This window comes from Enterococcus sp. DIV0574 (assembly GCF_051711125.1).
Lineage (GTDB): Bacteria > Bacillota > Bacilli > Lactobacillales > Enterococcaceae > Enterococcus_D > Enterococcus_D gallinarum.
In genome coordinates this window covers 1037419-1060983 of sequence record NZ_JBIOMA010000001.1, presented here as the reverse complement: position 1 = coordinate 1060983, position 23565 = coordinate 1037419, and the positions used below count along the sequence as shown (strand labels likewise).

The 23565-nt window shown below is 38.6% G+C and carries 28 protein-coding genes and 1 other RNA gene; 13 read left to right on the top strand and 16 right to left on the bottom strand.

Going from position 1 to position 23565, the window contains the following annotated elements; genetic code table 11:
* Positions 1-119: 119 nt before the first annotated feature.
* From IGJ45_RS05185 to IGJ45_RS05170, 4 genes are all read right to left on the bottom strand, one after another.
* Positions 120-311, bottom strand: a complete 192-nt coding sequence (locus tag IGJ45_RS05185; protein ID WP_123836367.1) for a hypothetical protein — start codon at positions 309-311, stop codon at positions 120-122.
* A 3-nt stretch (positions 312-314) separates the two neighbouring features.
* Positions 315-563 carry a helix-turn-helix domain-containing protein gene (locus IGJ45_RS05180; protein ID WP_021149555.1) on the bottom strand — a complete coding sequence of 83 codons (249 nt, stop codon included), beginning with the start codon at positions 561-563 and terminating at the stop codon, positions 315-317.
* Positions 564-569: 6 nt separating this feature from the next.
* Positions 570-1118 (bottom strand): hypothetical protein, encoded by a 549-nt coding sequence (locus IGJ45_RS05175; protein WP_123836368.1) that lies wholly within the window; start codon positions 1116-1118, stop codon positions 570-572.
* A gap of 64 nt (positions 1119-1182) precedes the next feature.
* Positions 1183-1437, bottom strand: coding sequence for a hypothetical protein (locus IGJ45_RS05170; RefSeq protein ID WP_123836369.1), 255 nt, complete (start codon positions 1435-1437; stop codon positions 1183-1185).
* Positions 1438-1530: 93 nt separating this feature from the next.
* On the opposite strand from IGJ45_RS05170, the gene IGJ45_RS05165 reads away from it, so the two are divergent.
* Positions 1531-1737, top strand: a complete 207-nt coding sequence (locus IGJ45_RS05165) for a hypothetical protein (RefSeq protein WP_423121626.1) — start codon at positions 1531-1533, stop codon at positions 1735-1737.
* 147 nt (positions 1738-1884) lie between these two features.
* Here IGJ45_RS05165 and IGJ45_RS05160 read toward each other — a convergent pair whose 3' ends face one another.
* Both IGJ45_RS05160 and IGJ45_RS05155 read right to left on the bottom strand, forming a co-directional pair.
* Positions 1885-2202, bottom strand: a complete 318-nt coding sequence (locus IGJ45_RS05160) for a hypothetical protein (RefSeq protein WP_423121627.1) — start codon at positions 2200-2202, stop codon at positions 1885-1887.
* A complete protein-coding gene (locus IGJ45_RS05155; RefSeq protein ID WP_123836372.1) occupies positions 2196-2432 on the bottom strand; it encodes a helix-turn-helix transcriptional regulator in 237 nt (78 codons plus the stop codon). The genes IGJ45_RS05160 and IGJ45_RS05155 overlap by 7 nt, the downstream gene beginning before the upstream one ends.
* 153 nt (positions 2433-2585) lie before the next feature.
* Between IGJ45_RS05155 and IGJ45_RS05150 the strand changes: the two genes are divergently transcribed.
* The 5 genes from IGJ45_RS05150 (at position 2586) to IGJ45_RS05130 (ending at position 5640) form a co-directional block, all read left to right on the top strand.
* The gene (locus tag IGJ45_RS05150; RefSeq protein WP_123836373.1) at positions 2586-2903 is read left to right on the top strand and encodes a helix-turn-helix domain-containing protein; all 318 of its coding nucleotides are present in this window, start codon (positions 2586-2588) and stop codon (positions 2901-2903) included.
* A gap of 31 nt (positions 2904-2934) precedes the next feature.
* Positions 2935-3387, top strand: a complete 453-nt coding sequence (locus IGJ45_RS05145; protein ID WP_375360564.1) for an ImmA/IrrE family metallo-endopeptidase — start codon at positions 2935-2937, stop codon at positions 3385-3387.
* A gap of 11 nt (positions 3388-3398) precedes the next feature.
* Positions 3399-4013, top strand: a complete 615-nt coding sequence (locus tag IGJ45_RS05140) for a DUF5067 domain-containing protein (protein ID WP_423121628.1) — start codon at positions 3399-3401, stop codon at positions 4011-4013.
* 52 nt (positions 4014-4065) lie between these two features.
* Positions 4066-4266, top strand: coding sequence for an XRE family transcriptional regulator (locus IGJ45_RS05135; RefSeq protein WP_231437957.1), 201 nt, complete (start codon positions 4066-4068; stop codon positions 4264-4266).
* Between the two features lie 150 nt (positions 4267-4416).
* Positions 4417-5640, top strand: a complete 1224-nt coding sequence (locus IGJ45_RS05130; protein ID WP_423121629.1) for a tyrosine-type recombinase/integrase — start codon at positions 4417-4419, stop codon at positions 5638-5640.
* A gap of 102 nt (positions 5641-5742) precedes the next feature.
* Here the strand turns inward: IGJ45_RS05130 and IGJ45_RS05125 are convergent, their stop codons facing one another.
* Positions 5743-7089, bottom strand: a complete 1347-nt coding sequence (locus IGJ45_RS05125) for a glucose-6-phosphate isomerase (RefSeq protein WP_156248124.1) — start codon at positions 7087-7089, stop codon at positions 5743-5745.
* 104 nt (positions 7090-7193) lie between these two features.
* Positions 7194-8543 carry an NADP-specific glutamate dehydrogenase gene (gene gdhA, locus IGJ45_RS05120; protein WP_005472006.1) on the bottom strand — a complete coding sequence of 450 codons (1350 nt, stop codon included), beginning with the start codon at positions 8541-8543 and terminating at the stop codon, positions 7194-7196.
* A 162-nt stretch (positions 8544-8705) separates the two neighbouring features.
* Here gdhA and IGJ45_RS05115 point away from each other — a divergent pair, with 162 nt between their 5' ends.
* Complete coding sequence (locus IGJ45_RS05115; RefSeq protein ID WP_103301302.1) at positions 8706-9968, top strand: NAD(P)/FAD-dependent oxidoreductase; 1263 nt, start codon at positions 8706-8708, stop codon at positions 9966-9968.
* A 222-nt stretch (positions 9969-10190) separates the two neighbouring features.
* Positions 10191-11228 (top strand): tagatose 1,6-diphosphate aldolase, encoded by a 1038-nt coding sequence (locus IGJ45_RS05110; RefSeq protein WP_003127836.1) that lies wholly within the window; start codon positions 10191-10193, stop codon positions 11226-11228.
* Positions 11229-11311: 83 nt separating this feature from the next.
* On the opposite strand, the gene ybaK is transcribed toward IGJ45_RS05110, so the two are convergent.
* From ybaK to IGJ45_RS05095, 3 genes are all read right to left on the bottom strand, one after another.
* Positions 11312-11803: a Cys-tRNA(Pro) deacylase gene (ybaK, locus tag IGJ45_RS05105; RefSeq protein WP_423121630.1), complete on the bottom strand. Its 492-nt coding sequence runs from the start codon at positions 11801-11803 to the stop codon at positions 11312-11314.
* A 129-nt stretch (positions 11804-11932) separates the two neighbouring features.
* Positions 11933-12694: a type I 3-dehydroquinate dehydratase gene (aroD, locus tag IGJ45_RS05100; RefSeq protein WP_086269429.1), complete on the bottom strand. Its 762-nt coding sequence runs from the start codon at positions 12692-12694 to the stop codon at positions 11933-11935.
* A 5-nt stretch (positions 12695-12699) separates the two neighbouring features.
* A complete protein-coding gene (locus tag IGJ45_RS05095) occupies positions 12700-13869 on the bottom strand; it encodes a class I SAM-dependent rRNA methyltransferase (protein ID WP_423121631.1) in 1170 nt (389 codons plus the stop codon).
* Between the two features lie 239 nt (positions 13870-14108).
* Here IGJ45_RS05095 and IGJ45_RS05090 point away from each other — a divergent pair, with 239 nt between their 5' ends.
* From IGJ45_RS05090 to IGJ45_RS05080, 3 genes are all read left to right on the top strand, one after another.
* Positions 14109-16190 (top strand): LTA synthase family protein, encoded by a 2082-nt coding sequence (locus IGJ45_RS05090; protein WP_081131302.1) that lies wholly within the window; start codon positions 14109-14111, stop codon positions 16188-16190.
* A 156-nt stretch (positions 16191-16346) separates the two neighbouring features.
* Positions 16347-17087 (top strand): hypothetical protein, encoded by a 741-nt coding sequence (locus IGJ45_RS05085; protein WP_423121632.1) that lies wholly within the window; start codon positions 16347-16349, stop codon positions 17085-17087.
* On the top strand, positions 17063-17536 hold the full coding sequence (locus IGJ45_RS05080; protein WP_021149538.1) for a hypothetical protein: 474 nt from the start codon (positions 17063-17065) through the stop codon (positions 17534-17536). The genes IGJ45_RS05085 and IGJ45_RS05080 overlap by 25 nt, the downstream gene beginning before the upstream one ends.
* A 98-nt stretch (positions 17537-17634) precedes the next feature.
* Here the strand turns inward: IGJ45_RS05080 and IGJ45_RS05075 are convergent, their stop codons facing one another.
* Genes IGJ45_RS05075 through IGJ45_RS05065 form a run of 3 tightly spaced genes read right to left on the bottom strand, consistent with a single transcriptional unit; the run spans position 17635 to position 20139 of the window.
* Entirely contained in the window at positions 17635-19095 is a 1461-nt protein-coding gene (locus IGJ45_RS05075; protein ID WP_060815285.1) for a sensor histidine kinase, read from the bottom strand.
* Positions 19095-19808 carry a response regulator transcription factor gene (locus IGJ45_RS05070; RefSeq protein WP_003127824.1) on the bottom strand — a complete coding sequence of 238 codons (714 nt, stop codon included), beginning with the start codon at positions 19806-19808 and terminating at the stop codon, positions 19095-19097. Before IGJ45_RS05070 ends, IGJ45_RS05075 begins: the two co-directional genes overlap by 1 nt.
* Positions 19789-20139 (bottom strand): SdpI family protein, encoded by a 351-nt coding sequence (locus IGJ45_RS05065; protein ID WP_003127822.1) that lies wholly within the window; start codon positions 20137-20139, stop codon positions 19789-19791. Before IGJ45_RS05065 ends, IGJ45_RS05070 begins: the two co-directional genes overlap by 20 nt.
* A gap of 143 nt (positions 20140-20282) precedes the next feature.
* Between IGJ45_RS05065 and IGJ45_RS05060 the strand changes: the two genes are divergently transcribed.
* The gene (locus IGJ45_RS05060; RefSeq protein WP_003127820.1) at positions 20283-21053 is read left to right on the top strand and encodes a Cof-type HAD-IIB family hydrolase; all 771 of its coding nucleotides are present in this window, start codon (positions 20283-20285) and stop codon (positions 21051-21053) included.
* Between the two features lie 62 nt (positions 21054-21115).
* Positions 21116-21479, top strand: a transfer-messenger RNA (tmRNA) gene (ssrA, locus tag IGJ45_RS05055).
* Between the two features lie 298 nt (positions 21480-21777).
* Here ssrA and IGJ45_RS05050 read toward each other — a convergent pair.
* Together IGJ45_RS05050 and IGJ45_RS05045 are read right to left on the bottom strand one after the other, a co-directional pair.
* Positions 21778-22029, bottom strand: a complete 252-nt coding sequence (locus IGJ45_RS05050; RefSeq protein WP_005471992.1) for a hypothetical protein — start codon at positions 22027-22029, stop codon at positions 21778-21780.
* 1091 nt (positions 22030-23120) lie between these two features.
* Positions 23121-23564: a cupin domain-containing protein gene (locus tag IGJ45_RS05045; RefSeq protein WP_003127755.1), complete on the bottom strand. Its 444-nt coding sequence runs from the start codon at positions 23562-23564 to the stop codon at positions 23121-23123.
* Position 23565 lies beyond the last annotated feature (1 nt).

The window sequence follows — 23565 nt, the reverse complement described above, 5'->3', positions numbered from 1 at the left end:
CCCAACCCGGTGTTGTTAGATACTGATCTAATGCGTTCTCGAAAGAATTCATTGTCATTTCCCCTGTTCTGTTTTAAAATGGAGACAAAGATATTTTCAAAAGAATTTCTTGTGACTTGCTATTGCTTTGGTCGGCTAGCAAGTCTTTTTTCTTTGTCTTGATAATCTTTTGCAGCCATGTCATAGACAATATTTGCGAAAGACCATAGAAATACTAAAACTAATCCTGCTATTACATGAATTGCTGTAAAAGCTACTACAAAAAGCAATAGTGCTGTGACTATAAATGTATTTTTAACTGACCGTTTCATGATTTATGCCTCCTTGTAATTGTATGTTCGATTACGTTCTTCCCATTCCTTCACTTTTTGCAGATCATATTGGAGCATCCCACTAAGTTTTGAAAAAGGAATTGGATCTACTTTCCGATGTGTTAGTTTCGATAATGTTGGTCTTGAGATGCCTAGATAATCAGCAATTTCTTTGGCTTTTTTCCACTCAACTTCGGTAATTTCTTTTTTTCTCTCAAGCGGTAAAACATTCTTCATTTGAGAAATTTTCACTTTAGGTCATCCCCTCATATATCTTTTCTTAATCCAGTGAGGCATACGCTCCTTAATTGCCTCTTGAATAGTGATGTTCAGAATCTTTAGGATGGAGAATACAATCGCCATTTCAACAATGATTTCATCAAGAAACTCGTCTGTGTAACTCCTAAGCTCTGTTTTTTCAACATCAGTTAGCATCCTGACTTGAGATTCAGCAACAATTCTCTGAACTACTTTTTTCCGTTCTTTCCTTTCGTTCGACTCGATTTCTTGAAAGATTTCAAGATCATTCGTTGATTTAACATCTGCTAATTGGCCATCCATTGATTTGAAAAATCCTAAGTATTGGTAACTGATGTCTCCTGTTAATTCATCAGTTGCTTGATACCCATTTTCTTTCATTGCCTCTAGATACTCGATTGCCTTATCGATAGGGACATTGGCTCCGTTAAAATGATCACTGATTGTTGCATTTGGTGTTTTGGCGTCGATGGCTAATTCTTTCTGACGTTTACTCGAAAGAAATAATGCTAGCTTTAAAGATCGCCCAATTTTTGCTGTTTTCGGCACGTTATCACTCCTTATATTCGTTATTGTTATTGGTCCAAACGGTCAATAATTGTTTAAAATTAATTTAAGCTAAAAGCTTTGGTGTTGAGGCGAACTGCCATTTCTCATCGATATATGAATAAATGTCCTGCGCTACTTCATCAGTAGCCAAGAAACGAATAATGATTTCTTCAACACCGCCAGTGTTTGTAAACAGTTCGCCTTCAATACCAATAGAGATATTAAATTTGCGTTTGATTGCTGGAACAATCATTTCAACGTACCGTTTAAGAAATCCAGAATCAATATTTGCTTTGATTGTTTGTGGTTTGTCTTTCATTTGGAGACCTCCTTGTGTTGTAATTTGACATTAAATTTGCGGTTTAACACCAATATAATTTGCTATAATTTCACTATGAAAGGTGGTGAAATTATGAAAGCAAATATTATAAGTGCTATTAAATCCGGTCAAAAGGTTAGAATTAAGTCAGTAGACGAAAACTGGACAACTTTTGACGGAAAACTTTCAACCCAGCCAAGTGATGAAAACATCGTAGGGCTGACAATATCGACGTCTCCCCAAAGTAGTTTTTACGTTAACTTAGCAAACGTAATTTTCGTCGAGATTGTAGGTTCTTAGTTACATTTAATAGCTTCGCAATGGCTGCAACCATTTCGGGGCTATTCTTTGTTTCAGGCATTTCACACAGCTCAATAATTAATTTTTCGCATGCATTCAACGCTTTGTTTTTATCTAACACGATAATCACTCCTTTCAATTTTTAAGCTAATAAAGCGGAAGTGTGTTTTCTGGTACACCTTCAATTTTCACATTAACCGTTACCGTACCGTCTGTAGTATCTTCCCATTCAGAATCATCTAAGCCCCACGCTTTTTTGACTTCATCTGAAATAAGTGGAGGTGTTCCGATAATGATCACTTTAGGAACTTTATCAGCTACTAAATCTAATTTGACTGCTTTGATACCTTTGCCAGCTTTTATTACGTTAATCACAATTGGATTCGTATAGCACTTATCTGACCCGTTAGCGTTAAGCTCGATGGATTTGATATTTTCTGGTTTTAATACTTGTTGCTTTAGCAATGTGTCGCCTCCTTTCTTTTTAACTCATTTTTGTAGTTAAAAGCTGTAAAAAAAATTTTCTCTTTAGGTACCTTAAAGAAATCCTCAATTTGTTGCATTTGACTTGGCTTCGGAGTAGTACGACCAACTTCCCAAGAACTAACAGTTTTTTGGGATACTGAAAGTTTTTGAGCCAGTTTTTCTTGAGAAATACCTTTGACAGTTCTAACGTTTTTCAACTCGTTTTCCATTGTTATCACCTCTCTTTAACTACCTTATGTAGTAATCATATACTACCTTTTGTAGTAAGTCAACGTTTTTTACTACATTTTATTGTAATACTCGTTTTTTCCTTTTTCTACTACATTATGTAGTATATAATCACAGTGAAGGAGGAGCTGCCCATGCTGAAAAATAGAATAAAAGCTTTAAGATCTTCAAAGAAATGGACCCAAGCTGAACTTGCTAAAAAGTTAAATGTTTCTCAGCAAACTATTGGGAGTTGGGAAGTAGGCAGAGCCGAACCTAATTCAGAAGCATTAGTTAGCCTTGCCAAACTTTTTGGTGTTACTACCGATTACTTATTAAATGGTACCGAATCTAACACAGACCCTAACCTCCTTGTTGCAACTCACGTAGATGATGACTTGACTGAAAAACAGAAAAAAGAAGTTCAAGATTTCATCAAATTTATAAAAATGAGAGATCATAACAAAGAGTAGGTGCTTGGATTTGAATGTTTCTGAAGAATTGATGGCCAAATATGATGAACTTACATACAAGTTTGAAAAAAAAATGCCGGATCATCAAAATGGTCTAATTATTGGGAAAACAATATATCTGAGGCCAGGTCAATCTGCAATTGAGCTGGCAACTACTATTTCAGAAGAGATTGCTCACTATTTAACTTCTGTGGGCGATATATCAGACTTAAATAATCCGTTTAATAGGAAGCAAGAAAGAAGAGCTCGTGATATCGGTGCCGTGATGCTAGTATCGCCTTTTGACATAATAGATTGTTTTGAGGCGGGTTGTGTTTCGGTTTGGGAATGTGCTGAACATTTGCAAGTATCTGAAGTCACATTTAAGGATGCAGTAAAATGGTATGCAAGAAAATGGAACGGCATTAAAACAGAAAACAACTACACTCTCCTATTCCAACCGAATGGGACTGTAGCAGTTTTAAAATCATTTAATAATTTTTAGGAGATGTATTAATGAAAAAATTTGCAAGTTTAGGGTTAGTTCTTTTTGCCACAGTATCTTTGGCGGCGTGTGGAGAAACGAAAGATAATTCAAGTAGTAGTTCTTCATCAACAAAGGTTGCAGAAACAACTGTTTCGAGTTCACTAATTGAAAGTTCTTCTGCTACTGAAAAATCTGATAGTAATTTTGTTGACACTGCAGATCAGGCATCATTTGATGGTTCTACCTTAAAAGGAAATGCGTATTCAATAAAGATTACCGATCATAAAGTTATCCAACCTGGAGAAAAAGGGAATGAATACGGGGAGTCCCCTGTCATTGCTTTTTGGTATGATACTATGGTTGCAGAAGACTATGATAATTCCACAGCGATTGATCCTACAAGCGCATGGATTATGAATTTTAAAGCTGTGCAAGATAATGATCCTAATATGGTTAATGAGTTAAGCATCGCTAGCCTTCCAGATCAACAATTCTTAAAATCTCAAACTGCGGCGATAAAACCCGGCGGAACAGTTTCAAACGCAGTTGCCTATACTTTAACTGATACCGAAACACCAGTGACTTTAGAAGCAAGTAGTATTATGGGTGATTCGTTCGGATCTAAAGAGTTTTCAATTAAATAAAAAGAATTTGTCTGCGAGATTTTCTTTTTGCGTTAATAAGGAGGCGTCTTTTTTGGATTGGTCAAACAAAGTTTATGAAGAATTAAGTGAGTTTGAAAAATTTAAAGCTGATAAACTAATCGATCTTGCGTTAGATAGCGCGAGTGACTATAAAGGAAATCCTCCTACTGAACACGATAGAATAGTTATTCGTGATTATTTTAGAGAGAACTTATCAACACTAAATAGAGCAAATGGACACAAAAAAGATTAGCCTCCGGGCTTTTCTTTTTAAAGCAAAAAAAGAACGTATGTTCGGATAATTAACAAAAAACTTCGAATTCTTTAATATTCAAGTGATTATTCGATTGAAAGCACTCGATTATTCGAATTTATTATGCGAAATTACGAAAGGAGAATTCTAGTGGCTTCTATAAAGAAATACTATTTGAAGAAAACAAAACAATATAGATATGAAGTTTTCGTTTCTAATGGAATTAATCCCGGAACTGGTAAACAAAACAAGATACACAAAAAAGGATTTAAGTCATATGAAGAAGCAAATAGTTATGCCAAAATTATTGAAGGAAAAATAGCATCCAACGAATATTTCAAAGAAAATCCTCGGAATTTAACTATAGAAGAATTTCTTGAGGATTGGGTAACTAATTACAAGCAGGCTGTAAAAGAAGGAACCCGTGTGGTACACAGAGCGAATATACGAATGTATATTAAACCCTATATAGGAAAATATTCTTTAAACAAATATACACGAGCCAACCATCAAAAGTTCATTAATTTGCTGCTAAATAAGAAAGGACTAGGTCGAAGTGGCCAAGGTTTGTCCATAACTACCGCTAAAAGCGTAAATGCTACTCTCAGCAACGCTTTTAAAAAAGCAATTCAATTAGGATATATAAAAGAGAATCCTACTCAGTTTGTTGAGTTTCCAAGAATGATTGAGAAAAAGGAATCTGTCAGATACTACGATTTGCAGCAAGCAGATAGATTTCTGGAATTCGCAAAAAAGGAATCTGAGGTCTTATGGTACCCTTTCTTCCTATTAATATTCGATCAAGGATTGAGAAAATCAGAAGTAATGGGACTACAGTGGCAAGATATTGACTTTGGCGGAAACACGATAAGCATTGAAAGAGAACGTTTAGGAGCAATTGAAAAAGGCGAAAACGTCAATGCAATTATTACAGACGATCCGAAAACACCGGCGGGAGTCAGAAGCATGCCAATGACCAAAAGAAGTAAACAAGCCCTGCTTGCCTTCAGAAATCATATCTTAAACATCTTTGGTACCTTCCCTTCCACTGAAGATGGCGAACAATTTATCTTCTTGCAAACAAGCAAGAGATATAAAGGGAAAATCGTCCGTGATCGATCAGTAAATGGCGCATTTAACCGTATTGCTGAAAAAGCTGAATTGCCGAAAATTAGAGTCCACGATGGTCGGCATACATTTGCAGTAAGGTCTAGACAAGCTGGTCTATCTTTAGAAGATATAAAAGACTTTCTTGGCCACAAGGACATTTCAACAACTCAAATCTATGCCCATATTTCACCAGAGGTTAAAAAAAGGTCTATGGAACAGTTCGAAAACTACATCGAAAATGAAAGAAAAAAGCACTCGCAATGAGTGCTTTTAATCTGTCACTATCACCAAAACTATCACCAGTTATGAATCAAAGCGAACATGTTTCGTTCACCACCAATTTATAAAAGTGGTAAAAGCATTGATTTATAGACGTTCGTTCAATTCTTTTGCAAGATCTTCAAAACCTGGTTTGCCAAGTAAGGCGAACATGTTTTTCTTATAAGCTTCCACGCCAGGTTGGTCAAATGGATTCACACCATTCAAGTAACCAGAAATGCCTACAGCGATTTCGAAGAAATACATTGTATAACCTAATGTGTAGGCATCCATCGTTGGGATCTTAACCAATAAGTTTGGTACATCGCCATCTGTGTGAGCCAATAACGTTCCTTCGAAGGCTTTGGTATTTACAAAATCAACTTCTTTTCCTTGTAAGTAGCCAAGTCCATCAAGGTCAGCTTCTTGCGTAGGAATTGTGATTGATTTACGTGGTTTTTCAACTTTAACAACAGTTTCAAAGATGTTGCGGCGGCCTTCTTGGATATATTGACCCAATGAATGCAAATCAGTTGAGAAGTTAGCACTTGAAGGGTAGATTCCCTTTTGGTCTTTTCCTTCTGATTCTCCAAATAATTGTTTCCACCATTCAGAGAAGTATTGCATTCCTGGTTCATAATTGATCAGCAATTCGGTTACTTTTCCTTTGCGGTAAAGGATGTTACGCATTGCTGCATATTGATACGCTTCATTTTTTTCAAGGTCATCACTGGCATATGCTTCACTAGCGTCTGCTGCACCTTGCATCAAAGCATCGATATCCGCACCGCTAGCAGCGATTGGCAATAGACCTACAGCTGTCAAGACAGAGAAACGTCCGCCAACATCATCAGGAATTACGAATGTTTCCCAATTTTCAGCATCTGCTTCAACTTTAACGGCACCTTTTGCTTTATCTGTCGTTGCATAGATACGTTTGTTTGCTTCTTCTTTGCCATATTTTTCGATCAAGCGTTCTTTGAAGACACGGAATGCGATCGCAGGTTCTGTCGTCGTTCCTGACTTAGAAATGACATTGACAGAGAAATCACGATCACCGATGATTTCGATCAAATCAGCTAAATAAGTCGAAGAAATTGAGTTTCCGGCAAAAAAGATTTGTGGTGCTTTCCGTTCATCTGATGAAAGCAAGTTATAGAATGAATGGTTTAAGAAATCAATCGCAGCTTTTGCCCCTAAATAAGAACCACCGATACCGATAACAACTAATACTTCTGAGTCCGATTGGATTTTTTCTGCTGCTTTTTTGATTCGTGCAAATTCTTCTTTATCATAATTTTTAGGCAAGTCGATCCAGCCTAAAAAGTCGTTACCTGCACCAGTACCTTCGCGTAAGAGTTTATCTGCTGCTGTAACTTGACTTTGCATGTAGCTTAATTCGTATTCATTCACGAATGGTGCTACTTTTGAATAGTCAAATTTGATGTGTGACATGATTTGTCCTCCTTGAAAAAATTAGTTTTTCATACAAGTACTACTTTACGTTTTTTTTGAACTTTTTTCAAGTAATTCCTTATTATATCGCCTATCTGGCAGAGTTAGACAAGTCCTTGAGAAAACATTGCTTTAGCAACTTTTTCAAATCCAGCCACATTTGCTCCTAGCATGAAATTATTTTTTTGATCAAATTCTTCTGCAGTGTCACGGCAAGCATCATAAATATTCTTCATGATCTCATCCAATTTTTGATCGACTTCTGCCTGCTCCCACTGCAAACGTTGTGAGTTTTGACTCATTTCTAAAGCAGAAACCGCTACGCCACCCGCATTAGCCGCTTTCCCAGGACAATAGTAGATTCCTTGCGCAATAAAATATTCTGCCGCTTCAAGAGAGCTTGGCATATTGGCACCTTCAGAAACAATCCGGACACCATTCGCTTTTGCCCGTTTGGCTTGTTCTAGATTGATTTCATTTTGAGTCGCACAAGGGAAGGCTAATTCCGCTTGAACATCGAAGTCCCAGACAGAAGCGCCTTCATGGTACTCTGCTGAGGGGCGTGCGTTGGCATATGCTGTCAAACGTTCCCGTTTCACTTCTTTGATTTCTTTCAATAATGCCAGATCGATACCTTCTTTGTCATAAATGAAGCCAGAAGAATCAGAGCAAGTGATGGCTTTTGCGCCCAACTCATGCAATTTTTCAATCGCATAAATGGCTACATTGCCGCTTCCAGATACAATTGCCTGTTTCCCTTGGAAGTTTTCCTTTAAATCTTTCAACAGATGCTTAACAAAATAGACTGCCCCGTAACCGGTAGCTTCCGTCCGATTTTTACTTCCCCAAAAGTCCAATGGTTTTCCTGTAAGGACACCAGCATCATATTGTTTCAGACGTTTGTAAGCCCCAAAGAGATAGCCAATTTCACGGCCACCAACACCAATGTCCCCCGCAGGCACATCTAAGTCAGGGCCGATATGTTTTGCTAATTCCGTCATGAAACTTTGACAAAAACGCATGACTTCTCCATCTGATTTCCCTTTTGGATCAAAGTCACTTCCGCCTTTGCCGCCACCAATCGGTAATCCAGTCAAACTGTTCTTGAAAATCTGCTCAAAAGCCAAAAATTTCAAGATACTTAAGTTGACGCTGGGATGAAAACGCAGGCCGCCTTTGTAAGGCCCTAATGCAGAATTAAATTGGATCCGATAACCGCGGTTGACTTGCCAATTGCCTTGGTCATCTTGCCATGGCACACGAAATTGAATAAATCGCTCTGGTTCTGTTAATAAATCAACCAAATTCGATTCAATGTATTCTGGATGTTTTTCTAAGAAAGGAATGATTGTTGGTAAAAATTCATCTATCGCTTGTAAAAATTCCGTTTGGTTCTGATCTTTTTCGTGCAGTTTCTCTTGGATCGCTTTTACATACTCTGAAGCATTTGTCATCAGGCATTACCTCCTTTAGTTAAATTCTATTTTATAGAAAATTTCAGAAATTGCATCTATTTTTTACGAAATTGTCAGAATTTTTTTTCGATTCATTGAACAAACAGCTTTCTCCCCGCTTGTTCCTGCAATATGGTACAATCCACAAAGAGGTGAAGGAAGATGAAGAAATCCTATGATGTGATCGTGATTGGTGCTGGGACCAGTGGCATGATGGCCGCTATTTCAGCAGCCGAAAACGGTGCAGACGTATTACTTATAGAAAAAAATAAAAAAGTTGGCAAAAAATTGCTTATGACCGGCGGCGGTCGTTGTAACGTGACCAATCATCGCTCTGTCGATGATTTGATCGCCCATATTCCCGGCAACGGAAAATTTTTATATAGTACATTCTCGCAATTCAATAATTTCGATGTGATGACCTTTTTTGAATCCCATGGTGTCCCTCTGAAAGAAGAAGATCACGGACGGATGTTTCCTGTCACAGACAAATCGAAAACAATCGTTGAAGGCTTATTACAGGCGCTCCATGAGAAACAAGTCACTCTATTGACCAATACAGTCGTCACTAAATTACTTCATGATGGGACTCAGATCCAAGGCGTTCGAACAGAATTCGAAGAATTTACTGCGCCCTGTGTGATCCTGACGACTGGTGGTCGAACTTACCCTTCGACTGGAGCAACTGGAGACGGCTACAAAATGGCCAAAAAAGTAGGGCATACCATCACACCGCTTTATCCTACCGAGTCTCCCCTCATATCAGAGGAGACATTTATCAAAGAACGCACACTGCAAGGCATCTCTTTACAAGATATTGCTTTATCTGTTTTGGATTCTACAGGAAAAACCGTTGTCTCTCATACCATGGATCTCTTGTTCACGCATTTCGGGCTTTCGGGTCCAGCTGCACTGCGATGCTCTTCTTTTGTCAATCAAGAATTGAAAAGTCATACACCTGTCACAGTGATGCTGGATTGTTTTCCAGAAAAAACAGCGAGTGAATTGGTGAATGAGCTAACAGTGGCAGCCCATTCGAAGAAAAAATTAGTCAATGCACTGAGCGGCATCTTGCCGGAACGTCTGCTAGAGTTCTTTATCCATCGACTGGCACTTTCTGATCTGGTGGCTGAGCAAACAACTGAAGACCAGCTACAGGCTTTAGCAGCTATCATGAAAGGCTTTTCTGTCACAATTTCTAAAACATTTCCGCTGGAAAAATCTTTTGTGACGGGTGGAGGGATTCATTTAAAAGAAGTGAATCCCAAGACAATGGAAAGTAAGTGCATCAATGGCCTTTATTTCGGCGGCGAATTACTCGATATCAACGGTTATACCGGTGGATTCAATATCACTGCTGCCTTTTGTACTGGTCATGTCGCCGGCAAGCATGCGGCAGAAATGGCGAGCTATTTCCACTATTAACAAGGATAGTCTTTATTCTCTTAACGATCTGACACAATGAAATACAAGAAATTTCGAATCTTTCGCAGACTTGCATTTGAGTAAAGTTGCTGTCACATCCCATTGCTAGCGGGGTAGTGACAAAGATTCGTTTTTTTGTTTGCATTTCTAGAAATTGCTTATTAGTTGGCGATTTTTGTGAGAAGGCGTAGACTGAAAGAGAACTTAAAGGAGGCTGGACAAATGAAACGTATTTCAAGAGGCAAATTTGAAAAAATGCAGAAACTTTCAAATGAAGATGGGGTGATTGCGGCATTGGCCATTGATCAGCGAGGATCAATGAAAAAAATGATGAAAGCTGCCACAGGGCCCGATAATTTTAAAATGGAACAAATTTATGACTTCAAACGGTTGGTTTCACAAGAATTGACGAAGTATGTCAGCAGCATTTTATTGGATGAAGAATATGGATTTCAAGGTATCGAAGCGAAAAATCCTAATGCTGGTTTGATTCTGTCTTATGAAAAAACCGGTTATGATGTCAATACTCCAGGACGATTGCCGGAGCTGTTGCCAAATGAATCTCTGCAACGTCTAGTCCAAAAAGGAGCTGACGCAGCTAAAGTGCTGGTTTATTACAATCCTGATGAACCGCAAGAGATTCTTGATACGAAACATGCTTTTCTAGAACGTTTAGGTACGGAAGCACAAGCAGCCGATATCCCAATTTTTGTCGAACCAATCGTCTACGACGATGAAATCACCGACGATAAATCACCGGCTTTCGCTAAAATCAAACCTGGAAAAGTCATTCGTACGATTCAAGAATTGACCAAAGACAAATACCATATCGATATTTTAAAAGTTGAAGTACCCGTACAATTTGATTTGGTTGAAGGGTTTCAAAAAGAAGGCTTAGAAGCTGTGTATACCCAAGAAGAAGCTGCCAACTACTTTAGAGAAGCTAGCGATGCCGCTACTCGTCCTTTCATTTACTTAAGTGCAGGGGTTCCCGCAAACATCTTCCGAGAAGAATTACGCTTTGCCGGCGAACATGGGGCAAAGTTCTCTGGTATTCTTGGCGGACGTGCAACTTGGCGAGACAGCGTGGAAATCTATGGAAAACAAGGGGAAAAAGCACTGCTTGATTGGTTAGATACGCAAGGCCGGGAAAATGTCGAAGAACTGAATGCTATTCTAAAAGAATATGCTACACCATGGTATGAATTTTATGGTGGATTAGATAACATTGAAGTCTTTGATATTTCCGTTATGGAATAATTGTCCATAGAACAAACAACAGAGCCGCTGCATTGAAGTATCCTACTTCAATGCAGCGGCTCTGTTGTTTTGTCTGTTCCTGTTTAATCAACTTCAGAAATAGCAGTCAGCGAGACAAACTGTCCGCGGACTAATTTGCTCAAATCTGTTGGAGACAGTCCGATTTGTAAACCACGCTTTCCTGCTGAGATGATGATTTCTTCCAAATGTTGCGCACTTTCATCAATATAGGTTGGAAAGAGCTTCTTCATGCCGATCGGTGAACATCCACCGCGAATATACCCTGTGGTCTCTTCTAGGTCTCTTAAGTGCAACATTTCTACTTTTTTGTTGCCGCTGGCTTTAGCAATTTTCTTCAAATCTAATTCGTGATCTCCAGGGATGACTGCGACGATGGGACCCGTTTTATTGCCAACTGCTACTAGCGTTTTATAGATAGCTTCTGGATGAGCGATTTGCTGAGCAACAGACCCTGCATCCAAATGATCTTCCGACCATTCGTACGTATATTCCTGATAGGAGAGTTTCTTTTGTTGTACCATCCGAATCGCATTTGTTTTTTTTACTTTTGCCATGACGCATTCCTCATTTATCCAAACTTCTGGTTCTTTCTTTACGACTTCAATTTTAAGAGTCTCATTTAAGACTGCTCGAAACTATAGGACTAGTCTGCCCCATTTTTTTCTGTTTACGTTCCCGATTGTTTAATTTTTCATTGTCTCGATTGAAAACTCAGCTAAATAATCTTTCATCCGCTCCACTGGAATCTGACCAGGGGCAGAAGCTTGATCCAGCGCAGCAAAAGTCATGACTGAATCGATCAGACTACCACTGATGCGGCTGATTTTGCCTAGATTTCCCATTGACATGACTGCTAAAGGTAATTGATTGAATCCCCGCGCTTTATTGATAATGCCCATCAAACGCAAAACGTCCTGCACATTGTGAGGCATCATTGCTAGTTTTCCGATATCAGCGCCAAATTGATTCATAATCCCGATTTTTAAGATCAACACAGCATCTTCTGGTGTTTTGTCGAAATCGTGACTGCTTAACACCAATTTCACTTGATGTTCTTTAATTTTCTGAATAAAGTTTCTGCCTAAAAACTCAGCTTTTTCCAGTTCCACATCAATCATATCGATTAATCCAGACTCTGCAACGCCTAGACATAAATGTTTATATTGTGTCAAAGTGAAAGGGATTTGTCCCCCTTCTTCGATGGTTCGAAACGTAAACAGAAAAACTTTTGATTTTAGAGTGGTCCGAACATGAGAAAGTACATCCAGAACATCAGATAAACTATCGACTTTTTTATAATAATCAGCCCGCCACTCAATGATCTCTGCATCCGAAGTTTCTGCGGCTAGGGCTTGCTTGATAATCTCCTCATTAGTTGTTCCGGTCAGCGGCACACAAATGCGCGGGTGCTTGCCATCCAACTCGATTGACTTTACTTGAACCATCCGTCTCACTCCTTTTTGATTTGGTAAAAGAATACTTTTAAGTAATTCCCTTCTAAAAAGTTAGGATCAACTGCAAAATCACTTGGTAGTCGATATTCTTGTATACATTGATATGTGACTTGTGCCTGATCCATTGCTTCTTCGATCATTTGTTGAAACTTCTTTTGGGAAAGGTTGGCAGCATTCGTTGAAGCAATCAACAAACCTTCCTCGTTCATAATCGCCAAACTATCCGTAACCAGTTCACCATAATTTTTTGCAACAGAAAAGACTTTTTTCTTGTTGCGGGCAAAACTAGGCGGATCTAAAATGATCATATCAAAGGTCAGCTCTTTTTTCTTAGCATACTTAAAATAGCCAAAAACATCCATCACATGAATCTTCTGTTTTTCTGGATCAAAGCCATTGATTGCAAACTGCTCTTTGGTCTTCTCCAAACTGCGCTTGGCAAGATCAACACTCGTTGTCTTTGTCGCACCGCCCATCGCAGCCGCAACAGAAAAAGCACCGGTATAACTAAACATATTGAGCACTGTCATGCCTGCTGACAGCCCTTCGGCGAGTTGTCCGCGTACTTCCTTTTGATCAAGGAAAATCCCGGTCATCAGTCCCTCATTAAGATAGGTAGCATAGTGAACGCCATTTTCTTTCACAATCAGCGGTTCGGGCGCCTCCTCTCCATAGACGGCTGCTGATTCTGGCAGATCAGAGTCAAAGCGGTTTTTTTCAACCGCTCCTTTGACTTCTGGAAAAACTTGTTGGAACGCTTGGATCAATAGAGATTTATTTTGGTACAATGTTTCGTTATACCAAGAAAATACGGCAAATTCTCGATAGAGATCAATCGTTAATCCACCTAAGTGGTCGCCTTCTCCATTAACGATACGAAAAGCATCTGTTTCTTCACTGGCATAGTAAGCACTTCTTTTGGCTTTGGCTTTTGCAAAAGCTGCTTCAAAAAAGTCCTTGTTGATCGGACAATCTTCAAAAGCCAATACCCAGCCGATGCCTTTATTCTGTTTCCCTAAATAGCCGGTTCCGACAATTTTCCCTTGCGAATCGACAAAAGAGACCCAATCCTGTGTGTCTTTGACTTGCAGGAGATCATCTTCTTGGATCAATGGGTTTTTTTTATGGAATTTTTTGATTCCTTTTTTGCTTAAATTCATTTTCATCGTTTATCTGCTCCATTCATTCTATTGATAAGTATAGCAAAAACCTGTTTCTTTGTCTGTATTCTTGAAAGTAAAGAAATACTTAATTCCGCACCACGACAGGGAATTCGATTGACACTGTTTCGATGGACTAGTAGAATATAGGATGAGGTAAATTCGAATCTTATTCGTTTAAGCTGGAAAGAGAGAGGAAGATTCCTTTGAAAAAAAATAGAGTATCCACTTTTGTGAATACAAGAATGGGCTTTTTTTTCATATTGGCCCTATTATTTTGGTTAAAAAATATCTTTGCTTATTTGGTGGACTTCCACCTTGGGATTGAAAGCACTGTGCAATACTTCATCTTATTTATCAATCCAATCGCAACAACTTTATTTTTACTTTCGATCGCACTGTATGTGAGACGAACAAAAGCAGCCTATATCACCATGATCGCCATCTATTTCTTGATGACACTGCTACTGTTCTCAAATGTCAGTTATTATCGAGAGTTCACGGATTTCATTACCATCAATACGATGCTTGGTGCCGGAAAAGTTGCTAGTGGTCTGGGAGAAAGTGCGATTCGTCTTTTCAGACCTTACGATTTATTGTACTTCGTGGACTTCGTCATTTTGATTGCCGCTCTCGTTATGAAGAAAATCAAAATGGATCAGCGTCCCGTTAAAGCTCGGATGGCTTTTGCCATTTCAACATTAGCAGTAATGATCTTCTCAGGAAATTTATTCTTAGCCGAAGCAGATCGTCCAGAATTATTGACTAGAACTTTTTCTCGTGATTACTTGGTCAAATATTTAGGGATCAATGCATTTACTGTTTATGATGGTGTGCAGACGTATCAAGCTTCTCAAGTTCGAGCAGAAGCTAGTCCCAATGATATGAACGAAGTCGAAAGTTATGTCAAGCAGCATTATGCAGAACCTAATGACGACATGTTCGGGATCGCTAAAGGAAAAAATGTCATTTATGTCCATTTAGAAAGTACACAACAATTTCTGATCGATTATAAATTAAAAGATGAGAATGGCGTAGAACATGAAGTGATGCCATTCATTAATAGTTTGTATCATAGTAAAAGCACATTTAGCTTTGATAATTTCTTCCATCAAGTCAAAGCTGGAAAAACCAGTGACGCGGAAACACTTTTTGAGAATTCACTCTTTGGTTTGAATCAAGGGGCTCTCTTCACGCAACTTGGCGGGAAGAATACCTTTGAAGCAGCACCAGATATTTTAGGACAAACACAAGGCTACACATCAGCCGTTTTTCATGGAAACACTGGTACCTTCTGGAACCGAAACGAGACTTATAAACGCTTTGGCTATGATTACTTCTTTGATGCTTCTTACTATGATGTCAACGAAGATAACTCATTCCAATATGGGTTGCATGACAAACCATTTTTTGAACAATCAGCGCAATACTTGGAACGGTTGCAACAACCATTTTACGCCAAATTTATCGCTGTCTCTAATCACTACCCATACTCTGAATTTACCAATGATGAAGGTGGCTTCCCGTTAGCAACAACTTCTGATGAAACGATCAACGGGTACTTTGCTACTGCCAACTACTTGGATCGAGCAGTTGAAGAATTCTTCAACTACTTGAAAGAATCTGGTCTGTATGATAATTCTGTGATCGTCTTATACGGTGACCACTACGGTATTTCAAATTCGCGAAACAAAAACTTAGCAGAATTGCTTGGTAAAGACAGCGCTAGCTGGTCTAATTTTGATAATGCAGCCTTACAGCGTGTCCCTTACATGATCCATATTCCTGGACAATCGAAGGGCGGAATCAATCATACGTACGGTGGTCAAGTGGATGCTTTACCAACCTTACTTCATCTGTTAGGTGTAGATACTTCGAAATATATCCAATTAGGACAAGATTTGTTCTCGAAACAAAACGAACAGCTCGTTGCATTTAGAGACGGTGACTTTGTTACACCAGAGTATACTTATTACGGAGGCGTCCTTTACAGTAACAGTACTGGCATGGCGATCCCAAGTCCTTCAGCAAGCTTACAAAAGCAAGTAGATGAATGGAAAGCCAAAGTCGATAAGCAACTGTCGGTCTCTGATCAAATCAATAATGGAGATCTGTTGCGCTTCTATGCGAAAAGCGGATTGAAAGAAGTCGATCCAGATAACTATGATTACAAAAATGCCTTACAAAAACTGAGTGCCAAAGAAAAAGAACTCGGTGCCGATTCAACGAGTGTCTTCTCAAAAAATGGTGAGAAATCGACCGTCGATTTGTATCATACGAAGACCTATAAAGAATACGAAGAAATGGTCAAAGAGACCGATAAATAAGCTTCAATCAAAAGTACCGCTAGCGTTTGATCGCTCGCGGTACTTTTTTGCACAAAAAATCAAGAAGTCTCCGCTGACTTTCTTTTTTTTGTACAAGAACTTCATACTTTATTCAAACTCCCCTTTTATACTAGATAGTAGAATGAGGTGAATTGAATGAAAACTTTTCGTTTTGCTGTAGCCAGCATTCATTATCATAAAAAAGCATTGATCCTCTATGGATTGTTGACCTTTTTTGCCGTGATTGGTTTAATCATTAGTGATACTCTGCTCCACTCATTGAACCAATTATTTACGCAAGCCAAAGATTATTTGATTGGTGAAGAAATGCCGGCAAAAATCGCACAAGAGATCCAACCGATTGCATCTATTTATCAGAATCTTTTTCTGTTGATTTTCATCAGTTTCCTATTGGTTTTCACAGGTTTCATTATTTTTTATCAACGAATGAAAAGAAAGGAATTTCAGGCATGGCTGATGAGCGGAGCTTCCTCGCGGCAATGGGTAGGAATGCAGCTCTTGGAAGTCCTCCTGCCACTGCTTGCAATCATCGTCCTCGTCTTTGCATTGCTGATTCTATTTCAGCCTTTCTTTCAACGAGAAATGATTACCAGTCATATCACAACTTTCGACAGAGAAGATGCCTCCTTGCAGATTTGGCAGTCGGTCAATAGCCAAACAACAGCGGATTTCGGCATTACGGTTCCACAAACAAGCCAAGCATTCATTCAGAATGTTGAATTGAACAGCAATGAATGGTTGTCAATGATTCTAAAAAGTTTACGCCAAACCTTTGTCCTACTCGTTGGTTCAGTCTCAATCATTACGTTAGTCGTCGTCACCAGCCACTGTTTTTATTGGAGGAATCAGCAATGGAAAAACCAAAAAATCAACTAAACATCCCAGGTCTTTTCTATCTTGCAGCCAATGACCTTGCTGCGAAAGAGACGTTGGCACACTTTCTGCAAACTAACCAAGCGGTTACCATCGAGCCAAAATGGCAGTATGTCCCCTTTCTATCATTGAAAGATAATCTTTCCTTAGCCAATAAAAAAGAAAAACCTTTGGAAGAGCTGTTAACTGCCGTTCATTTAGAACCGACTTTTTTGAAAAGATCCTTAGATGAACTCACTTCTTTAGAAGAAGTTAAAGTACAATTGTTACTGGCACTTTTATTGGAAAAACCGGTCATAGTTTTAGAGACTCTTTCAAAAAATTTACATACCGCCGACATCCAAGCCCTTCTGCCTTTATGCAGTCAACTAGCAAAACAATTTCAGCTATCGATCTATTTAATGAATGAAGATGAACGCTTGGCTCATACTCCCTATATCACAAAACAATGAGACTTTTCTATTTTATAGGTACACAAAAAGGAAACCATCGATGACGATGGTTTCCTTTTTGTCTATCACTGCAAAAAAGCATACTGTATGTTTCTAGCTTATTCTTCTATTTCGATATCGGGAAAAGTCACTTTGAAGGTCGTTCCTTGCCCCAATTCGCTATCGACTTCGATTTTACCTTTGTGAAGGCGAACCAACTGTTCCACTATCGATAACCCTAATCCCGATTCACCAAATTGTCGATTTTTTCGAGAAGGATCAACTTTATAGTAGCGATCCCAAATATTTTTGACTTGTTCTTCGGACATACCGATTCCTGTATCAGAAATCTCAATGATCGTTTCTAGATAGCCTTTTTCGATTCGCACGCGGATCTCACCATCTTGTGTGAATTGAATCGCATTTTGGAGTATGTTAACCATAATTTGAACAAACCGGTCATAGTCGGCATAGACGTCGATCGACTCCTCTGTTTCCAGAATCAAACGATCGTTTGCGACTTCTGCTTTGCTTTCCAATTGCGTCAACAAATTGGTCATTGTCTTGGTCGCATCAAACTTCTTAATGACCATAGAAATCTGATTGGTTCTGATTTTTTCATAATCCAGATTTTCATTCACTAAACGAATCAAACGATTGGTCTCATTTTTCATCAAGCGGATCGCATTGTCTCGCTGATTCTCTGGAATTGCATGGTATTCTAATCCTTCTAGCAACCCATTGATAGTGGTTAAAGGCGTACGCATTTCATGGGAAGCATCAGCCATAAATTGCCGTCGTCGTTCTTCCTGACGCTCAATTTCTTCATGCGACTCTTTCAATGACTGGGACATTTGGTTAAAGTCTTCTGCCAATTCATCAAATTCATCGCGATTATGAACAGGTAATGAGATGTCAAAATTCCCATTCGTAATTTCTTTGGTTGCCCGCTTCATCCGATTGATCCGCCGAACTTGGAAAGTCGCGAATAGATAACTGATCAATAGCGAAACAATGATCGAAATCAAGAAGACTTTGAATAAGTTCTGATTAAAAGCACTGACTAGATTCAAAATATTGCTGGCAGATTGTGAAACCACCATCACACCATAAAAATCCGTCCGATTAACAGAAAAAGGGATCAACACATAGGAAGTCAACTCTCGTTCGCCGAATAAATTGGTATTCGAAGTCATTTGTAATCGACCACCATTTTGCAATGACTGCCAATCTGATTCTGAAATGCTAAAGTCGACCGCTCGTCCCGCCGTATCTAATGGATAGATTTGTTCTTTCGGACTTTTAAAAAAAGCAAAAGAAATATCTTGATTACTCAGAATATTTTCAGCAAGATGTAGTGAATACTGCAAATATTCATCTCGCGTCATGTTCTGCTGAAAAAATTCTGAGTCACTGATCTGGGAAATTTTTGCTACGGAAGAGGCATACCCCATCAATTGCTCGTAATTGCGCTCTTGCAACGTCTGTCTGGTCATTTGGGTAAACGCTACTCCAATCGTCATCAAAATGACTAGAATCACAGCAAAAAACGCAATCAATTGTTGATAAAGATACCGCATTAGGCAGCACCTGCATCATCAAATTTGTAGCCAACTCCCCAAACAGTCTGAATCACTTGCGGTCCCACTTTTTCAATTTTTTGCCGCAACTTTTTGATATGCGCATCGACGGTACGCTCGTCACCAAAATATTGATAATCCCAAACCAACTCTAGTAATTGTTCCCGGGAAAAGACTTGTCGCGGTTTTTTCGCTAATGTATAAAGCAAATCAAATTCTTTGGGCGTCAGACCATCGATCAATTTGCCGTTCAAATAAGCCTCCCGAGTCTTGGTATTCATTTTAAAGTGATCGGTAACGATATCAAATGTCGTGTCTGAAGTCTCAGAACTTGCCTTCTCAGCAATTTCACTCCGTCGATGCAGGGCTTTGATACGAGCAATCAATGTTAATGGACTAAATGGTTTCGTCACATAATCATCCGCGCCCATTTCCAGCCCAATCACTTGATCACTTTCTGAATCACGGGCAGTCAGCATAATAATGGGCACTGTATTAGAAATCTTGCGAATCTCTCTGGCAACGATCATTCCATCCATGGTAGGCAAATTTAAATCCAGCGTGATCATATCCCATTTTTCTGGAGTTTCGGCAAAAGCTTCCAGTCCCTCTTTGCCATCATATTTGAAAGTCGCATCCCAACCTTCATTCAAAAAAAACATTTGCATCATTTCTGAAACAGATTCATTGTCTTCAATCATTAGAATATTCATTGTCTTCACCCCTATGTTGTTCATCAAATTGTTGCAGCTTTTCTTCGATCAAACCAAAAATCGGTACAATAAACCAAGGAATTGCAATCATTTCTAAGAGAAAGAAATTGGTCCATCCCTGCCACTTCAGTAGGATTCCTATCAATGTCATGACTCCCCCAAACAGCAGAAAATACCGCGTACAGATCTTTTGTGCATACTGCCAATTTCGTTCATTCTGTTTTGCTAAATAAGAACGATAGCCGTAGATAAAATTGATTTTCTTTGAAGGGAGAATCAAAAAAACAAAACCGATCAAAAAGAAAATCGCTCCAATCACTAAAAAAATCATATTCCCACTCCATTCTTTCTCTAGTATACTCGAAAACCTCCTATCTACCAACAACTTCACGGTTTCTTCATAAAGGTTTGCGTTTTTAGCAATCTTTGTTAAGATTGATTTTGTAACTGTCAATAAGAGTAGGAGAAAACTGTATGAATTATAAAGCTTTAGCATTTTTTGATTTAGATGGCACACTACTAGATGAACACTCCCAGATCACCCCCGAAATTTCTGAAGCCATGCATCGCTTACGCCAAAATGATGTTTTACCAATCATTGCAACCGGCAGAACGGAAACAGAAGTTCTTGCTATTCGCGAGGCTGCTGGGATCACCTCAAATATTGTCATGAATGGGGCATTCATTCGTATCGATGGCAAAGAAGTGTTTTCAGACACATTAGATAAAAATCTCTGCGCACGGATGTTGGAAGCCGTGAGAGATCATGGCGACGAACTTTCATATTATAACGAGAATGGTTACTGGGCAACTGGACACAATGATGAGATGATCGAGGCTTACAATTATGTCCGCAGCCCCCTTCCAGAAATCGATCCATTCCGTTATGAAAAAGACCGGATCAATATGATGCTCGTATTAGGTATCGCCAATGAAACAGTCTATAAAGAACAGTTCCCTGAATTGACTTTCTACCGCAATACACCTTTTTCAATTGATGTCGTGAAAAGCGGCACCTCTAAAGGAACGGGAATTAAGACATTGGTGAACTTACTAAATCTCAAAGATGTGCCAACATTTGGCTTTGGTGACGGTAGCAATGACTTCGCTCTTTTAGAAGCTTGCGACTATAAAATTGCCATGGGTAATGGCTTGCCAGAACTAAAAGAGATTGCTGATTTTGTTACTCTTAAAAATACTGAAGGCGGCATCGTGCATGCCTTGAATCATTTTGAATTGATCTAAATCTTTGCATATAGCGCAAATTATGTTATACTAATGGTTGGTAGCGATACCCCTTTTATCAGGGGGATGTTACGGATTCGACAGGCATAGTTGAGCCTGAATTGCGCTTCGTAGGTTACGTCTACGTTAAAACGTTACAGTTAAATATAACTGCTAAAAACGAAAACTCTTACGCTTTAGCTGCCTAAAAACAGTTAGCGTAGATCCTCTCGGCATCGCCCATGTGCTCGAGTAAGGGTCCTATTCTAAGTGGGATACGTTTTAACTTTCCGTCTGCAAGTTAAAAAAGAGAACATCAGACTAGCAATACAGACTGCCTGTCACTCGGCAAGCTGTAAAGCGAATCCTTAAATGAGCTGACTATGAGCGTAGATTTTTAGGTAGCAATATGTTTGGACGCGGGTTCGACTCCCGCCATCTCCATAGACTAAAATCGATTAGATTTTCGTAGTTTTTCCAAAGTGAGATGAACCTTGTTTCTACGAGGTTCATCTTGCTTCTTTTTTATTTTTAACCTGCCTTCTCTGAGATTATCAGTTAACAGTCAAGCCGACCAGCATCGCGACAGATGCATTCTTTTAGTCGCTTGTATAAGCAAAGAAGCCTCCTTACTCACAAAACAAGCAAGCGGGCTTCCCTTTGATCAAGCAAATTTATCCTTAGTGTGCTGGAAATTTATTTTAACTAAAATAAGAGAAAAAAACGAAAAGAAAACGTCTCTTCCTTACATATATTTTTCTACTTCGTCCAACTCTTTTTGTAATTCTTTCTCATCATACGTTTCGTATTTACCTGCTTCGTGTGCGATCTTCTTGATTTCATGAATCGCTTTTTTCTCAACAATCCACTTCTTCATACTATGTTTTTTAGCATCTGCTTCTAGAGAATCCAATTCTGCTAAATTAGAATCTAACTTGTCCAAAACTTCTCCGATTTTTAACAATGCTTTTGATTCTTTTTCTTCATAGTTTGCCATAGATAACACTCCTTATATATTTGATAAAACTATCTTATGACCATCCTTAAATATTTTCAAGTTAAATGATTCACTAAAGGTTAAGGGTACAGATAGCGATAAAACAAACTTTTCAGAGCAAGCATTTGCTCTTACTCATCAGATTGTGAGGGAGTGATCGGATCTTTTATTAGGGGAACCCTTTTCTTATTACTATTTGCTTTTTTACTTAAAATTACTAAAGGACTATTTTGGGCTCGATTTCTAACCGAGTTTTAACTGATAGAAATGATCGAAGATATGAGATCGAGCGTAAAGCAGGCAAGTTTTTCTCCATTTTATTTTTAACTATATCCCGCCGATTTTTAGTGATTTCGCTATTATTTTAAGGCTGACATCCCTCGTTAAATAAAATTATTTGGCTTATTTAGTGATAATTTTTTAGATTTCCCTTAGTCCGCTATTGTGGCGAATAATTGGCTTTAGCTCAGAATGATACTTGCATCGCTATAAAGGAAGAGTAATCGTGAAACAAAATATTGCTCTTGTCATAAATGATTACGATGAAGCAATTGAATTTAGACTGAAAAGCTTGACCACACACTGATCGAAGATACGTATCAGCCTGAACAAAACAAACATTGAGTTGTACGATCACGCCAGAATTCACCATGGGAGGATCCTATCAAAACATGGTGGACGAAATTTCGTCCATTTAATACAAACTAGCTGATATCATGATAAAATACAAAAACGAAGAGTATTAGGTGTCTACAAAAAGTCTTCCCCAAGCCTTTTGTCCTAATACTCTTCTATGATTAATGCATGTTGCTCCTTAAAGATATTTGAAATAAACCATTTTTGCAACTATTTCGAACAATAGATATGAGTTGCTCATTCAATTGTTTTTTGTTTTGTCCTGTCTACTTATATAGAACTTCGTTTCTATCCTATAGATCGGCACGTATGCTTTGTAAAAAACATCTTTTCTTCCAAACGTATTTTAATTAACTAAAGGGTCTTTTAAAAAAAAGGCATCCCTATAAATAAAAGGAACACCTGATGTAGCATATCAACTTAAGAAAATATATAGTGTCTTGTTTTCAACAAATTTATTGATTCTGCCAATCTGCCGGGAAAGTGACATAAACAAAGCGGGCTTCTTCTGCGACTGAAAACTGTATTTTGCTATTTTTAGGAATTAAAATGAGCTCACCTGCACTGGCAGAGACTTTCCGTCCATCAATAATAATATCTAATTTGCCAGAAATAACATAGTCGATTTCATCATAATCGAGCGTCCAGTCAAATGTTGTTTCTTTCATTACCATCAATCCACAACCTAGACGAGGACTCTCTTCGAGTGAGAACAAATCCTTTGTATAAACAATATCATTGGGGTTCCCTGTATCCAAACGATCTTCTTCAGAAACAGTGATCTCTGGTAGCTTGATCGATGCAACACCGCTAGGATCCACTTGTTTTGTTGGCATCAATTGTTCAGTTACGATTTGACGAACCAAAGTTTCGATCATTTTACGATTAAACTCTGTCATA

Excerpts from the sequence above, each read along its gene's own strand:
- IGJ45_RS05085 (WP_423121632.1), top strand. The coding sequence starts at position 16,347 with ATGAAAACTTTTCGTTTTGCTGTAGCCAGCATTCATTATCATAAAAAA.
- IGJ45_RS05090 (WP_081131302.1), top strand. The coding sequence starts at position 14,109 with ATGGGCTTTTTTTTCATATTGGCCCTATTATTTTGGTTAAAAAATATC.
- IGJ45_RS05150 (WP_123836373.1), top strand. The coding sequence starts at position 2,586 with ATGCTGAAAAATAGAATAAAAGCTTTAAGATCTTCAAAGAAATGGACC.
- IGJ45_RS05075 (WP_060815285.1), bottom strand. The coding sequence starts at position 19,095 with ATGCGGTATCTTTATCAACAATTGATTGCGTTTTTTGCTGTGATTCTA.
- IGJ45_RS05080 (WP_021149538.1), top strand. The coding sequence starts at position 17,063 with ATGGAAAAACCAAAAAATCAACTAAACATCCCAGGTCTTTTCTATCTT.
- ybaK (WP_423121630.1), bottom strand. The coding sequence starts at position 11,803 with ATGGCAAAAGTAAAAAAAACAAATGCGATTCGGATGGTACAACAAAAG.
- IGJ45_RS05140 (WP_423121628.1), top strand. The coding sequence starts at position 3,399 with ATGAAAAAATTTGCAAGTTTAGGGTTAGTTCTTTTTGCCACAGTATCT.
- IGJ45_RS05045 (WP_003127755.1), bottom strand. The coding sequence starts at position 23,564 with ATGACAGAGTTTAATCGTAAAATGATCGAAACTTTGGTTCGTCAAATC.
- IGJ45_RS05155 (WP_123836372.1), bottom strand. The coding sequence starts at position 2,432 with ATGGAAAACGAGTTGAAAAACGTTAGAACTGTCAAAGGTATTTCTCAA.
- gdhA (WP_005472006.1), bottom strand. The coding sequence starts at position 8,543 with ATGACAAATGCTTCAGAGTATGTAAAAGCGATCCAAGAGAAACTGCAC.
- aroD (WP_086269429.1), bottom strand. The coding sequence starts at position 12,694 with ATGGTTCAAGTAAAGTCAATCGAGTTGGATGGCAAGCACCCGCGCATT.
- IGJ45_RS05145 (WP_375360564.1), top strand. The coding sequence starts at position 2,935 with ATGGCCAAATATGATGAACTTACATACAAGTTTGAAAAAAAAATGCCG.
- IGJ45_RS05125 (WP_156248124.1), bottom strand. The coding sequence starts at position 7,089 with ATGTCACACATCAAATTTGACTATTCAAAAGTAGCACCATTCGTGAAT.
- IGJ45_RS05050 (WP_005471992.1), bottom strand. The coding sequence starts at position 22,029 with ATGGCAAACTATGAAGAAAAAGAATCAAAAGCATTGTTAAAAATCGGA.
- IGJ45_RS05185 (WP_123836367.1), bottom strand. The coding sequence starts at position 311 with ATGAAACGGTCAGTTAAAAATACATTTATAGTCACAGCACTATTGCTT.
- IGJ45_RS05165 (WP_423121626.1), top strand. The coding sequence starts at position 1,531 with ATGAAAGCAAATATTATAAGTGCTATTAAATCCGGTCAAAAGGTTAGA.
- IGJ45_RS05170 (WP_123836369.1), bottom strand. The coding sequence starts at position 1,437 with ATGAAAGACAAACCACAAACAATCAAAGCAAATATTGATTCTGGATTT.
- IGJ45_RS05110 (WP_003127836.1), top strand. The coding sequence starts at position 10,191 with ATGAAACGTATTTCAAGAGGCAAATTTGAAAAAATGCAGAAACTTTCA.
- IGJ45_RS05065 (WP_003127822.1), bottom strand. The coding sequence starts at position 20,139 with ATGATTTTTTTAGTGATTGGAGCGATTTTCTTTTTGATCGGTTTTGTT.
- IGJ45_RS05095 (WP_423121631.1), bottom strand. The coding sequence starts at position 13,869 with ATGAAAATGAATTTAAGCAAAAAAGGAATCAAAAAATTCCATAAAAAA.
- IGJ45_RS05060 (WP_003127820.1), top strand. The coding sequence starts at position 20,283 with ATGAATTATAAAGCTTTAGCATTTTTTGATTTAGATGGCACACTACTA.
- IGJ45_RS05070 (WP_003127824.1), bottom strand. The coding sequence starts at position 19,808 with ATGAATATTCTAATGATTGAAGACAATGAATCTGTTTCAGAAATGATG.
- IGJ45_RS05115 (WP_103301302.1), top strand. The coding sequence starts at position 8,706 with ATGAAGAAATCCTATGATGTGATCGTGATTGGTGCTGGGACCAGTGGC.